General features: G+C 72.1%; 11 protein-coding genes. All 11 read right to left on the bottom strand.

Translation table 11 applies throughout. The features are described 5' to 3' along the window. Nucleotides 1-108: 108 nt before the first annotated feature. The gene (locus I601_RS08285) at nt 109-1233 is read right to left on the bottom strand and encodes a GNAT family N-acetyltransferase (protein ID WP_157519975.1); all 1125 of its coding nucleotides are present in this window, start codon (nt 1231-1233) and stop codon (nt 109-111) included. Nucleotides 1234-1301: 68 nt separating this feature from the next. After that, a complete protein-coding gene (locus tag I601_RS08280; protein WP_068108123.1) occupies nt 1302-1943 on the bottom strand; it encodes a hypothetical protein in 642 nt (213 codons plus the stop codon). Between the two features lie 9 nt (nt 1944-1952). Then, nucleotides 1953-2420 carry a DUF3180 domain-containing protein gene (locus I601_RS08275; protein ID WP_068108121.1) on the bottom strand — a complete coding sequence of 156 codons (468 nt, stop codon included), beginning with the start codon at nt 2418-2420 and terminating at the stop codon, nt 1953-1955. Next, nucleotides 2417-2986: a 2-amino-4-hydroxy-6-hydroxymethyldihydropteridine diphosphokinase gene (gene folK, locus I601_RS08270; RefSeq protein ID WP_068108119.1), complete on the bottom strand. Its 570-nt coding sequence runs from the start codon at nt 2984-2986 to the stop codon at nt 2417-2419. Before folK ends, I601_RS08275 begins: the two co-directional genes overlap by 4 nt. Further along, nucleotides 2983-3354 (bottom strand): dihydroneopterin aldolase, encoded by a 372-nt coding sequence (gene folB, locus I601_RS08265; protein WP_068108118.1) that lies wholly within the window; start codon nt 3352-3354, stop codon nt 2983-2985. The genes folK and folB overlap by 4 nt, the downstream gene beginning before the upstream one ends. Next, nucleotides 3347-4228: a dihydropteroate synthase gene (gene folP, locus I601_RS08260; protein ID WP_068108116.1), complete on the bottom strand. Its 882-nt coding sequence runs from the start codon at nt 4226-4228 to the stop codon at nt 3347-3349. Before folP ends, folB begins: the two co-directional genes overlap by 8 nt. A gap of 16 nt (nt 4229-4244) precedes the next feature. Next, nucleotides 4245-4865, bottom strand: coding sequence for a GTP cyclohydrolase I FolE (gene folE / locus I601_RS08255; RefSeq protein ID WP_068114592.1), 621 nt, complete (start codon nt 4863-4865; stop codon nt 4245-4247). Beyond that, nucleotides 4862-6994 (bottom strand): ATP-dependent zinc metalloprotease FtsH, encoded by a 2133-nt coding sequence (gene ftsH, locus I601_RS08250; protein WP_068108112.1) that lies wholly within the window; start codon nt 6992-6994, stop codon nt 4862-4864. The genes folE and ftsH overlap by 4 nt, the downstream gene beginning before the upstream one ends. 105 nt (nt 6995-7099) lie before the next feature. Beyond that, nucleotides 7100-7651, bottom strand: coding sequence for a hypoxanthine phosphoribosyltransferase (gene hpt / locus I601_RS08245; protein ID WP_068108110.1), 552 nt, complete (start codon nt 7649-7651; stop codon nt 7100-7102). 107 nt (nt 7652-7758) lie between these two features. After that, complete coding sequence (locus tag I601_RS08240) at nt 7759-8097, bottom strand: hypothetical protein (protein WP_068108108.1); 339 nt, start codon at nt 8095-8097, stop codon at nt 7759-7761. A gap of 157 nt (nt 8098-8254) precedes the next feature. Then, nucleotides 8255-12745, bottom strand: a complete 4491-nt coding sequence (locus I601_RS08235; protein WP_068108106.1) for a carboxypeptidase regulatory-like domain-containing protein — start codon at nt 12743-12745, stop codon at nt 8255-8257. Between the last annotated feature and the right edge of the window lie 249 nt (nt 12746-12994).

Below are 12994 nucleotides of genomic sequence, written 5' to 3'. Positions count from 1 at the left end.
GGTTCATCGGGCGGCCGATGAAGCTCCTGGATGGACGATGAAGCTTCATCGTCCCGCCGCCAGGTTCATCGGCCGGCCGATGAAGCATCAGGCGGCCGGCCGCCGCCCTCAGCCCTCGACGGGGACGTCGCGGTGCCAGGACTGGGTCACGTACTTCGTGCGCCAGCCCATGGAGGTGTAGAGCCCGTCGGCGTTGGTGGCGGAGTCGGCGTCGACCTCGAGGCCCACCCCGATCCGGCCGCGGCGGGCCGCGTCGCTGATGATCGTGCGCAGCAGGCCCTTGGCCACCCCGCGTCCGCGGGCGGCCTCGATGACGCCGATGTAGGAGACGTACGACGAGTCCGGACCGGTCGCGTTCTCGGAGAACGTGCCGATCAGGGCACCGACCGCGGGGTGCCGGCCCTCCTCGGCGGTGAGGCCCTCGGGGACGTCGTCGAACATCTCGGCGAGCCACCAGTGGTTCCAGCGGTGCCCGGGGTCCTCGCGCAGCCGGTGCAGGAACTCCGCGTAGCTCTCCTCGAAGTTGTTGAAGTGGTCGTTGAAGGACTGCTCGAGCACGTCGTGCACGGCGCGGAGGTCGGCCTCGTCGGGCAGCCCCTGGCCCTCGCGGTCGACGAGGCGGAAGCGCACCCCGCGGGCCTCCCACTCCTCGTTGTCGGGGACCAGGTCGACCTCCTCGGGTGTCACCGGGCGGTTCATCTGCCACCAGGTGCGCACCTTGCGGAAGCCGGCGCGGGTCAGCCACTCGGCCTGGCGCCCGTCGTCCTCGAAGGCACCGGTGTCGATCTGCTGGGTCGGCAGCCCACGGGCCTCGCCGACGGCGCGGGCCTGCGCGGTGGCCCACTCGAAGAGGGCGTCCGAGCACTTGCGCGCGATCGGCGCGCCCAGCTCGCGGCTGACGATGTGGGAGTAGAGCATCCGGCCGCCGGCGCGGTCGTGGACGCTGCCCCAGGCCTCGATCTGCCCCTCGGGGTCGCGGATCACGACGTTCTCGCGGGTGCGCAGGCCGTGCTCGGAGACCTCGACCAGCACGTCGTCGACGCCGGCCCCGGCCCAGCCGCGCCCGTGCCGCTCGTGCGCGCGCAGCAGGTGGGTCAGGCGGGCGACCTCGGCCGGGTCGTCGGCGTCCGGCGTGCCGACCTCCCACCCGTCCGGCAGGGGCAGGTCGTCGAAGATCTCCCCCGGGTCGCTCTCGAAGCGGTTCTCGTCGGGCAGGTTCTCCTCGGGAATCACCCGGACATGATGTCGTACGTCGCCTCGCCCGTCAGGGCGTGGTCCGAAACGGGACCGGCGATCCAGGCTCAGGCGCGGCGGCGGGCGCCGGCCTCGGCGGAGCGCCAGGCGACGGTGACGGTCTCGAGCTCGGCGCGCAGGACGTCGATCTCGGCCTCGAGCTCGGCGACCCGGACGATGGCGTCGGCGGCGCGCTCCTCGGCGGACTCGAGGCTTCGGCTGACCAGGCGACCCTCCTTTTCGAGGTCGACGTTGCGGCGGTGGGCCACCTCGACCTGGCGGGCGCTCTCGGCGGCGGTGCGCTGGGTCTTGACCAGCTCGGTCTGCAGGTCGCCCAGGGCGACCTCGCGCTCGCCCAGCCGACCGGTGAGCTCGGCGACCCGGGCTGCGTGCTCGTCGGCGCGGGCCTCGGCGAGGCGGCGGTAGGCCTGGGCCTGCTCGGCCCGGTCGCGGTTGGCGTCGCGGCGCGAGGCCAGCAGCTCGGCGTGGGTCATCCGGGTGGCAGCGGCCCCCAGCACGACGGCGCCCAGGGCGGCGACGGTGACCAGCAGCGCGGAGCCGCTGGCCACGGCACCCAGCACCAGCAGGGCCGAGAGCACCAGCAGGGCGGTGGCCACGCTCAGGCGGGTCGAGCGCTGCCGACGACGCGAGCTCCGCGAGGCGGATGTGACGGACGAGGCCTGCGGGGCTCCAGCGACAGATGAGGACATACCTGCAGGCTAGGCGTCCGGATCGTCCTCAGGCACGCGACACGCGCGCTCGAGCGCCAGCCCGCACGCGACGACGGCCACACCGGCGAGGGCGGCCAGCCCCGACCAGAGCATCCGCTGGCCCGCCAGCTCGGCGCTCAGACCCAGCCAGGACAGCGCGTAGCCGGCGTACCCGGCGCCCACGAGCGCGCCGGCGTAGGCGCTCGCGCGACCGAAGGCGAGCCGGTTGACCGCGCGGTGCGGCTCCATCGGCTCGCGCCGCTGCTGCAGGCTGACGTGGGTGTGCCGCGCGGTGACCCCGACGACGAGCGCGACCAGCGCCAGCAGCGCGGGCTGCACCCAGGTGACCACCGGCGCCGAGCCGAGCCACGCCGTGGTGACCGGGCGCGCCAGCCAGCCGAGGACCAGACCGAGCACCACTGCCGCGGTCAGCGCGGCGGGCGAGGTCGGGGTGAGCCGGCCCTCGGGCTCGCTCACTCGACCGCGAGCGTGAGGTCCTCGCGCAGCGTGATGCCGTCCAGGCCGGTCTCGGCGAGCAGGTCGGCGATCGGTCCGCGCTCGGGCAGGCTCGCGTCGGGCTCCAGGTCGAACCACGGCTTGAGCACGAAGGGGCGCTCGGCGGCGCGCGGGTGCGGCAGGCGCAGGTGCGGCTCGTTGCTGCGCCGGTCGCCGACGACGATCAGGTCGACGTCGAGGGTGCGCGGCGCGTTGAGGACCTCGCTGCGCTCCCGCTCGAAGGCGTCCTCGATGGCCAGCGCACGGTCCATCAGCCGGTTGGCGGCCAGCGTGGTGTCGGCCAGGACGACCGCGTTCAGGTAGTTGCGCGAGCCCTCCGGGGCGTCGACCGGCTCGGTCTCGTAGACCGGCGAGACGCCGGTGACCCAGACGTCCGGGGTGTCGGCGATCGCGTTGACCGCGCCCTGGAGCATGGACATCCGCTCGCCGAGGTTCGACCCGAGGGCCAGGACCACCCGGCGGATGGGGCGCATCTCACCGGTCAGGGTGTCCGCGTTGATGATGTGCGGGTTGGGGGTCTCAGTCACGTCGAGTCCTCGCGTCTCCGGGTGATCGTCAGCGTGACGTCCGAGAACGTCGCGCGGATGGGGGCGTGCGGCTTGTGGACCGTGATCCGGGCCCATTCAACACGATCGTGCAACAAGCAGACATCGGCGATCCGCTGGGCCACCGTCTCGATCAGGTCGACGGGGTCGCGCTCCACCGCGGTCTTGACCGCGGCCACGAGACTTCCGTAGTCGACGGTGTCGCGCAAGTCGTCCGAGGCGGCCGCGGGTGCGGTGTCCAGGCCCAGGGTGAGGTCGAGCACGAAGGTCTGGCCGTCGCGCTTCTCGTGCTCCAGGACCCCGTGGTGGGCGAAGCACTCCACGCCGAGGACCGAGATCTCGTCAGTCATGGGGTCCCTCCTCCTGCGTCAGTGCGGCCCAGACGGCCAGGGCGTCGCGTGCCGACCGTACGTCGTGCACCCGCACCCCCCAGACGCCGGCTCGGGCCAGCTCGAGCACGACGGCCAGGTGGGCGGCCTCCCGCTCCCCCACGGGGCGGGGTCCGCCCCTGCCGGCTCGCGAGGAGTCCAGCAGCGAGCCCAGGAACGACTTGCGGCTCGCGCCCACCAACAGAGGGTGGCCCAGGGCCAGCAGCGGGTCGAGGTCGCGCAGCAGCGCCCAGCTGTGCGCGGGGGTCTTGGCGAAGCCCAGGCCCGGGTCCAGCACGATCCGGTCGTCGGCCACGCCGGCGGCCCGGATCACCTCCACCCGTTCCTCCAGCTCGCGACAGACCGCGGCCACGACACCGCCGGCCTCGTCGTAGACCGCGAAGTCGCGCATCCGGTCGCTGTGGGCGCGCCAGTGCATCGCCACGTACGTCGCACCCGCGGCCGCGACGACCTCGAGCACGGCCGGGTCCGCGAGCCCGCCGGAGACGTCGTTGACCACCACGGCGCCGGCCTCGAGCGCGGCCTCGGCCACCTCGTGGCGCATCGTGTCGACGGAGACGACCGCCCCGGCGTCGGCCAGCTCGCGGATCACCGGCACCACGCGGGCCAGCTCCTCGGCCACCAGCGGGCGCGTCGCACCGGGCCGGGTCGACTCGCCGCCGATGTCGAGCAGGTCGGCGCCCTCGTCCAGCAGCGCGAGCCCGTGGGCGACCGCGTCGGCGGGGGCGGCGTACCGGCCGCCGTCGGAGAAGGAGTCGGGAGTGACGTTGACGACGCCCATCACCCGGGGGCGCCCCAGGGGGACGCCCAGCGGGACGGCCGGCGCAGGGATCATCGGGTCGACCCCTCGCTCAGCGGGTGGTGCCGTGGATCAGGGCCATGGCCTCGGCGCGCGTCGCCTGGTCGGTGAGCATCGTGCCGCGCACCGCGGAGGTGATCGTGCGGGCGCCGGCCTTGCGGACCCCCCGCATCGTCATGCACAGGTGCTCGGCCTCGATGACGACCACGGCACCGCGCGCGTCGAGGATCCGCATCAGGGACTCGACGATCTGGGTGGTCAGCCGCTCCTGGACCTGCGGGCGCTGCGCGTAGACGTCGACGAGCCGGGCCAGCTTGGAGATGCCGGTGATCTTGCCGGACTCGGCGGGGATGTAGCCGACGTGCGCGACCCCGGTGAAGGGCACCAGGTGGTGCTCGCACATCGACCACAGCTCGATGTCCCGCACCAGGACCATCTCGCCGTGACCCAGGTCGAAGGTCGTGGTCAGCACGTCCTCGGCCCGCATCCGCAGCCCGGCGGTGGTCTCGGCGTACGCCCGGGCCACCCGGGCCGGGGTCTCGAGCAGGCCCTCGCGGTCGGGGTCCTCCCCGATCGCGAGCAGCAGCTCACGCACCGCGGCCTCGGCCCGGGCGTGGTCGAAGTCCGGGATGTCCCCCGGATCCCGCTCCGCCACGGTGACCGGGTCGGTCACGGCCGCCACGAGTCGTCGGGAGGACCCGGCGGGGTGGACGGGCCGCCCGGCGCACCGCCGGCACCCGGCGTACCGCCGTGCACGTCGCCGTCGGCTCCGGGGGGCGTGATGATCGCTCCCGGCCCGTCCGGGCCGCCACCCTGCCCGTAGTCGTGGCCGGGGCCCCGGTCGTTGCGCTGGGTCTCGGCGGCACCGTTGACGCGGGCGCGCTCGCGGATCTCCTCCGGGATCTCCACGGCGGGGATGTGCGAGGGCTGGCGGTCCGGCGAGCCGGTCCAGGCCGGACGCACCGAGCGGCGGCGCAGCGGCACGAAGACGTCGGCGATCTGCTGCTTGTCGAGGGTCTCCTTGTCCAGCAGGACCAGCACGAGCTGGTCGAGCACGTCGCGGTTCTCCTCGAGGATGTCGAAGGCCTCCTGGTGGGCGGCCTGCAGCAGCTTCTTGGTCTCGTCGTCGACCATCGCCGCGACGTCCTCGGAGTAGTTGCGCTGGTGCCCCATGTCGCGGCCCAGGAACGGCTCCGAGTTCGAGTCGCCGAGCTTGATCGCCCCGAGGCGCTCGGTCATGCCGTACTGCGTGACCATCGCGCGAGCCAGGCTGGTGGCCTTCTCGATGTCGTTGCCGGCGCCGGTGGTGGGGTCGTGGAAGATCAGCTCCTCCGCGGCCCGCCCGCCGAGCATGTAGGCGAGCTGGTCGAGCATCTGCGAGCGCGGCTGGGAGTAGCGGTCCTCGTCGGGCAGCACCATCGTGTAGCCCAGGGCCCGCCCGCGCGGCAGGATCGTGATCTTGTGCACCGGGTCGTTGCCCGGCAGCGCCGCCGCGACGAGGGCGTGGCCGCCCTCGTGGTAGGCCGTGATCAGCTTCTCCTTCTCGCTCATCAGGCGGGTGCGCCGCTGCGGGCCGGCGATCACGCGGTCGATGGCCTCGTCGAGGGAGGCGTCGGTGATGAGCTTCTCGCTCTCCCGTGCGGTCAGCAGGGCCGCCTCGTTGAGCACGTTGGCCAGGTCGGCGCCGGTGAAGCCCGGCGTACGACGAGCGACCGAGAGCAGGTTGATGTCGGGCGACATCGGCTTGCCGCGGCTGTGCACCTGGAGGATCTGGTGGCGTCCGGCGAGGTCCGGGGCGTCGACCTGGATCTGGCGGTCGAAGCGGCCCGGGCGCAGCAGCGCCGGGTCGAGCACGTCGGGTCGGTTGGTGGCGGCGATCAGGATGACGCCGCCGCGCACGTCGAAGCCGTCCATCTCGACGAGCAGCTGGTTGAGGGTCTGCTCGCGCTCGTCGTGCCCGCCGCCCATGCCGGCGCCGCGGTGGCGACCCACGGCGTCGATCTCGTCGATGAAGACGATGGCCGGGGCGTTCTCCTTGGCCTGCTCGAACAGGTCGCGCACCCGGGAGGCGCCGACGCCGACGAACATCTCGACGAAGTCGGAGCCGGAGATCGAGTAGAACGGGACGCCGGCCTCGCCGGCGACGGCGCGGGCGAGCAGCGTCTTGCCGGTGCCCGGGGGGCCGTAGAGCAGGACGCCCTTGGGGATCTTGGCGCCGACGGCCTGGAACTTGGCGGGCTCCTGGAGGAACTCCTTGATCTCGCCGAGCTCCTCGATGGCCTCGACGCAGCCGGCGACGTCGTTGAACGTCGTCTTCGGCATGTCCTTGGTGATCAGCTTGGCCTTGGACTTGGCGAACTGCATGACGCCGCGTCCGCCGCCGCCCTGCATGTTGTTGAGCAGCCAGAGGAAGACGATGAAGATGATGATGAGAGGCAGGAACGAGAAGAGGAACGAGCTCAGGGCGCTGGGCCGCGAGATCTCGGTCTTGAGCTCCTCGATGGTGCCCTCGTCGACCTGCGCCTGCGCCTCGTTGTAGAGGCGGGTCTGGGTGCCCTGCACCCAGTAGCTGAAGACCTCCGCGCCGTCCTCGCGCACGCCCTCGTCGAGGGTCGCGCGGATCTCCTGGTCACCCCCGACGAAGGTGATCGACTCGACCTCGCCCGCCTCGATGTGGGCGGTCATCTCGGAGGCAGGGATCTCGTCGCCGCCACTGCTGGGGGCCAGGAACTGCAGGGCGAGGAGCACGCCGACGACAGCGACGACGATCCACAGCCAGGGACCCTTGACAATGCGCTTCACGGACTTCTCTCGTCTGGGGGCTCGAACGGGCGGACGGCGGTACACACCGTCGTCCGGCTCATTCTCGCAGGCGACTGGTGATCAGGGGGCCCCGGCAGGCGCTGCTCAGGAGTAGACGTGCGGGGCGAGGGTGCCGATGTCGCGCAGGTTGCGGTACTTCTCGCGGTAGTCCAGGCCGTAGCCGACGACGAACTCGTTGGGGATGTCCCAGCCGACGTACTTCACGTCGACCGGCATCTGCAGCGCCTCGGGCTTGCGCAGCAGGGTGGCGATCTCGACGCTGGCGGGGTTGCGGCTGGTGAGGTTCGAGGTCAGCCAGGACAGGGTCAGGCCGGTGTCGATGATCTCGTCGACGATCACGACGTGACGCCCCGAGATGTCGGTGTCGAGGTCCTTGAGGATCCGCACGACGCCGCTGGACTTGGTGCCCGAGCCGTACGAGGTCACCGCCATCCAGTCCATCTCGAGGTGGCGGGTGAAGGAGCGGGCCAGGTCGGCCATCACCATCACCGCGCCGCGCAGGATGCCGACGATGAGGAGCTCCTCGCCCTCGTAGTCCTGCTCGATCTGGGCGGCCATCTCCTTGAGCCGGGCCTGGATCTGGGCCTCGGTGAAGAGGACGTTGACGAGGTCGTGCTCCACGTGGGCAGAGTCCATGTGAGGAGCCTAAGGGGCGGGACAGGACGGGTGCGCACTCGGTCTCGGACCGAGCGCGGCCAGCGCCGCACGGGCCCGCGACGCCGTCCATGCCTCGTGGCCGTCGGTCATCGCGGGGCCAGCTCGCGCCAGGCGCCCCACAGCCGTTCGTGCTCGAGGTCCAGCTCGTCGCGGGGCAGCAGCGCGTCGAGCCCGGTCTCCCCCGACCTCCGGGCCCGGTAGCACCGGTCCGCCCAGATCCGGGCGTGGTCACGTCCCACCTGGATCCCGGTCAGCCGCAGCATGTCCGCCCGGCTCCCGTACTCGTAGGTCAGCGTGCCGGGGCTCAGCCTGGTCTGCGCGGCGATCGCACGCTGGCTCGGCGCACCGAGCCCCTGCTGCAGCAGGAGGGCGTTGATCGCATCGGCCACGTCGGCGCTGCGGGTCCACTCGTTCCTGGGTCTCATGCGCCGACACCACCACCGTCCGCCGACAGGTCGGCCCGCTGCCGGGCTGCTTCTCCACACCCCCTTCCTCGCGTTTGTTCACCCGGGTGAACAAACGAGGACAAGGGGCATCCCACAGGGGCCGGACCGACGAACGGTCCGGCCCCTGCAGGGTGGATCACCAGAGGTCGACCATGCTCCTTCCGGGACGGTCGGCACGCATGGCCCTCGTGCCCGACCTCGCAGGCTTGACCCGCACCCGCAGCACCTGCGCCTTGGACGCCTCGACGTCCTCGGAGCCCAGGTAGCGGACCTTGACGCGGTACTTGCCCGCCGCCAGCTTCGGCAGCTTGAGCTTCTGCACGCCTGCCTCGTCGGCGTCCAGGTCACGGGTCAGCGTCCTGCCGCCCACCAGCGTCACCTCGATGACACCGGTCGGCACGACCTCACCGACCGTGCGGACCACGACCTTCAGCCGGGCACGCTCGTCAGCCCGCACGGGCCTGTCGAGCACCTTGACCTTGGTCTTCGACGACACCGGCTCCTCCGGCTGCTCGTCACCGGGGACCGCCAGGCCCTCGGCGACCGCCGACCCGTCGGCGTACCCAGCCCTCGAGGCCGTGACCAGCACCCCGACCAGAGTGCCCTTGTCCGCCGCACCGAGCGTGTACGTCGCCCCGGTCGCGCCGGCGATCGGCTCACCGTCGCGGGTCCACTGGTAGGCGAAGGACAGGCCCTCCGCGCTCCACGTCCCCTCGGAGACGCTCAGCAGCCCACCCACCACGGGCTCACCACTGATCTTCGGAGCCGTGACCACCGTCGGTGCACCACCCGCAGCGACCACCACCGGGCTGGCCATGGCCGTGCCATCGGTACGACCGGTCCTGCTGGCGGTCACCCGCACGTTCACCGAGCGGCCCAGGTCGTCCTTCGTCGCGGTGTACCCCGAGGCGGTGGCGCCGGCGATGGCTTCGCCGTCGCGCATCCACTGGTAGGCGAAGGTCAGACCCTCGGTGTCCCAGGTGCCCGGCTGGGCCGTCAGGGCGCCGCCGACCTCGGCGTCGCCGCCGATGCTCGGGGCCACGGTGTTCACCGGCGCCGCGGCCGGGGGCGGCGTACCGCCACCGCCACCGCCACCGCCACCGGGCGCGGCCGGCACTGCGACCGGCAGCTCGAAGCGCGCCTCCTCGAAGCTCACCCGGGCGCCATCGGCTCGGTTCTCCTGCAGGTAGTCGGGCCGCTTGGCGTAGCGGACCATCGTGAGCGTCCGGCCGGCGTCGGCCGCGACCGGCGTGTACGCCGGATCGGTACCGACCACGGTCGCCCCGCGCAGCCACTCCACCCGGGTCGGGACCAGCGCGCCGGGCCAGGTGCCCGCCGTCGCCGTCAGCACGGTCCCGACCGCCGGCACGCCCTGCACCTCGGGGGCCACGAGCGGTGTCACCGCAGCGGCCGCACAGGTCATCTTGATCAGCAGGTCCAGCCGCTCCGGCGGCACCTCCATCTCGGCCGTCGAGGTCGGCGTGCAACCTGCCTTCGTGGCGTCGACCCGGTAGTACCCGGCCAGGACGTCCCACCGGAAGACGCCGTCTGCACTCGTGACGTCGGGGTTCACCCGGTTCGACGGCGACATGATGGCGCTGCCGTCGGGGACCGGCGTGAACGGCCCGGCGCCGGTGTCTGCACGCATCAGCTCGGTGCGCACCGCGTCGAGCGGCTGGCCGTACTGGTCGGTCACCACGCCCGACGGGTCGATGTAGAGGTCGAACACGACCGGCCGCGTGGCGTCGCAAGTGGCCAGGACCGTCGTGGTGAGAGTGGCCTCGCCATGCTCGGGGTAGGCGCTGGGCACGGTGGCCCTGTACACCCCCGGCGCGGACTCCACGAGGACGCCGGCGCTGCGCTCGACTCCCTCGACGACCAGGCTCCAGGCCGGGTCGGCCACGCCGGGACAGCCTTCGACGACCAGGTCCAGCGGCGCGCGGTAGTGCACGACGTACACCCCGTTCTGGTCGATGTAGGGCGCCGGCAACCAGGGATCGGCGCCGGGAGAGTTGCCGAGCTCGACGCCCGCGGGAGCGGGGCGGGGCCGCGTCAGCAGGACGGGCGACTCCAGGGCGGTGGTGACCCCACGGACCACGGTGCCCGACGCCGTTGTCGGGAAGTGGGCAGATCCCGCGGGAGGGCTGACCCTCAGCTGGTAGCTGCCCTCGGGGAGACCAACGGAGGTGAAGTGGCCGTCGCTGTTGGTGCGGACCACACCCGCGCACCGCAGGACGCCGGACACTGCGCGGCAGGGCTCGACGAGGGCACCGGGGACCGGGTCGCCCGACTCGTCGACGACCTGTCCCGAGAGCCCGCCGAGGAGCTGGGACACCTCGCCGTTGCGCACCGGGAAGAGATAGCGGCCCAGCCGGTCGCCGGCGTTCTGCGTGCCGCCCACCAGGGAGTTGGGGCCGTCGTCGAGGAGCGCCCCGGGCTCCAACGAGCCGTCGAGCTGGATGACCGTCCCGGGGACGTCGGGTGTCCCCGCGGTGAAGCCGGCGAGGGCGGTGACGTCGGAGACCTCGCCAATGTCCCACTGGAGCTGGTCGTAGTTGAAGGTGATGTCGAAGTCACCCTCCGACGACTCGGCGCCGCTGCGCTGCGTGAGCAGGAGCTGGAAGCTGTTGAGCCGGTCGGTCGCGTGGCTGAAGTAGCCGACGTCGACCCAGTTCACGCAGAACGACGACCCGTCGGGGCTCGCCCCGTAGGTGACCACGTTGGAGCCCTCGCCGCGTGTGTCGACGTCGGCGAAGAAGGGCGCGATGATCGGCGGACCGCTGTAGCCGCCCCCGGCGTCGGAGGAGAACGCCGACGGCGTGTAGGCGCTGAGCTCCTCACCGAAGGTGACGTTGCCGTTGTTGTTGACGAAGACGTCGCTGTAGGGCTGGCCGAAGAAGCTCAGCGCGAACGGCAGGGCGACAGCGTCGGAGGACTCGTCATCGTTGGGCGGCAGGTAGTTGCTCAGGCAGTGGTCGTAGGCCGGCCCGTACTCGCCGCCCGTCGGCGCCGACGTCCGGGGTCGGGGCTGCAGCAGGACGGTTCCTAGATCGACAGGGTCTGCGCCGACCTCGACCGACGAGCCCTCGACCGGTGCACCAGGCAGCTCGGAGCCGCCGCCCAGGACGAGCGGGGCGAAGCCGGCCCGGAGGAAACGGAACGTGTAGGTGCCCTGCGTCAGCTCGGCCGACACCCGGCCGCTCCCATCGCCCACGGACTCGGACACCGCAGTCCACTCGTCGCCGTCCCACCGCAGCGCCTGCAGGATCGGTGCGACCACCTTGTTGCCGCCGACCGTCCGCACCGTGCTCGTCACTGTCGTCGGGGGCCGGTTGTCCAGCACGAGTGCCTCTGCGATCTCGTGCTCCGCGACGTCGGTCGGGATCGTGAAGGTGTGCGCCCGGGCCGGGTTGCTGCGGCCTCCGAGACAGGTCCAGGCCCGCCCGTACACGCAGGCGGTGTACGCCGTGTCGGCCGTTCGGAGCATCGCGACTGCGAACCGGCCGGAGGCATCCGAGGGTGCGTTGCCGGCCCAGTTGTAGGAGTCGCCCTCGACGGAGATGATGTCCACGTCCGCGCCCATGATGGGCCGCCCCTCCTGGTCGACGACCGACCCGGTCACCAGCACCTGGTCGACGACGACCTCGGCGAGGGTCGTCTGCCCGCCGACCACGTGCAGCGTCTCGGCGGCTCGACGCTTCCTCACACCGCCGAGGCAGACCCAGCCCGTCCCTGCGTCGGCGCACACCGTGACGCTGTCGGTGGACTCGGGAACGCCCGTGAAGACGATGGTGCCGTCCTCGTCCGCCCGGCCCTTCGCCTTGAAGTAGGGCGCTCCGGGCACCTCGCGGATCTTGACGCGCGGACGGGCCAGGGGCCGGGAGAGCCCGTCGACGACCGAGACCGCGACCTGACCGGTGCGACGGGAGACGCGGAAGTCTCCCAGCTTCTTCTCCTCCCCGGCCGCGACCGTGACCTCGCCCATCTCGATGGGCTCGTAGCCACGTCCGTCCGGGTCGCTGGCCCTGATCGTCCAGGTCCCGGCGTCGAGGTGCAGGGCGAAGTAGCCGTCGCTCTGGAACTGGTCGCTGCTGTAGGTCAACGCCGAGGCCGCGGGGAGGCCGTCTGCGTCCACGGCCTCGACCAGGATGTCGTGGACCGCTCGATGGTCGAGGTCGTCGTGGACAGTGCCGTGCACGACCGCCGTGGCGGTGCCGCGGAGACTGGTTGCCGGCAGGCGCTCGATGAGCCCCTCGGCGACCTGGACGACCCGTCCAGCGCCGCCGCCGTACCACTGGGTCTGCAACCCGGCGCCGGAGAACCGGAGCCGGTACTCACCCTGCGGCAGCTCCAGGTACCAGTTCCCTGGGGCCCGCCCCGTCTCGGACGGCGTGCCAGTCGTCCCCACTGGCGGGTCGACGTCCGGGTCGGACCCCACGGCGAAGGCCTCGACGGTGACCCCGTCCAGTCCGCGTGCCTGGAGGTCGTGGGCGAAACCCGTGAGGGTCCCGTTGCCTGCCTCGGGCGAAGGGGCGGCCGCGGCCGCACCGGCGACGAGGAGGCTGCCGAGCAGCAGGACCAGTGACAGGAGTACCGACAGACCGGAACGACGGGGTGACGAGCGCATGAGTCCTCCGCAGGACGAGCAGGGCTGGAACCCTGAAAGTAAAGAGCCCGCAGGGGCTCCCGTCTGCCCCAGTCTTTTCCTGGCCCGCTCCGGTCATGCCGGCACGCATGGGGGCTACTCCGGTGAGGTGCTCGCGCGCACGATCGGACTACCTGAGGACGAGGCACGAGTTCCAGGTGGACTACCTCGACCCCAGCGCAGGCGCTCGGGACGTGCTGCGCGCCGCGCGGGGCGAACCTGACCAGACCA

Origin of the sequence: Nocardioides dokdonensis FR1436, assembly GCF_001653335.1 — a bacterium.
Classification (GTDB): Bacteria; Actinomycetota; Actinomycetes; order Propionibacteriales; family Nocardioidaceae; genus Nocardioides; species Nocardioides dokdonensis.
The sequence above is the reverse complement of the archived record's forward strand: the minus strand, read 5'-3'. Positions and strand labels throughout refer to the sequence as shown.

Excerpts from the sequence above, each read along its gene's own strand:
- I601_RS08280 (WP_068108123.1), bottom strand. The coding sequence starts at position 1,943 with ATGTCCTCATCTGTCGCTGGAGCCCCGCAGGCCTCGTCCGTCACATCC.
- folB (WP_068108118.1), bottom strand. The coding sequence starts at position 3,354 with ATGACTGACGAGATCTCGGTCCTCGGCGTGGAGTGCTTCGCCCACCAC.
- folP (WP_068108116.1), bottom strand. The coding sequence starts at position 4,228 with ATGATCCCTGCGCCGGCCGTCCCGCTGGGCGTCCCCCTGGGGCGCCCC.
- hpt (WP_068108110.1), bottom strand. The coding sequence starts at position 7,651 with ATGGACTCTGCCCACGTGGAGCACGACCTCGTCAACGTCCTCTTCACC.
- I601_RS08240 (WP_068108108.1), bottom strand. The coding sequence starts at position 8,097 with ATGAGACCCAGGAACGAGTGGACCCGCAGCGCCGACGTGGCCGATGCG.
- I601_RS08235 (WP_068108106.1), bottom strand. The coding sequence starts at position 12,745 with ATGCGCTCGTCACCCCGTCGTTCCGGTCTGTCGGTACTCCTGTCACTG.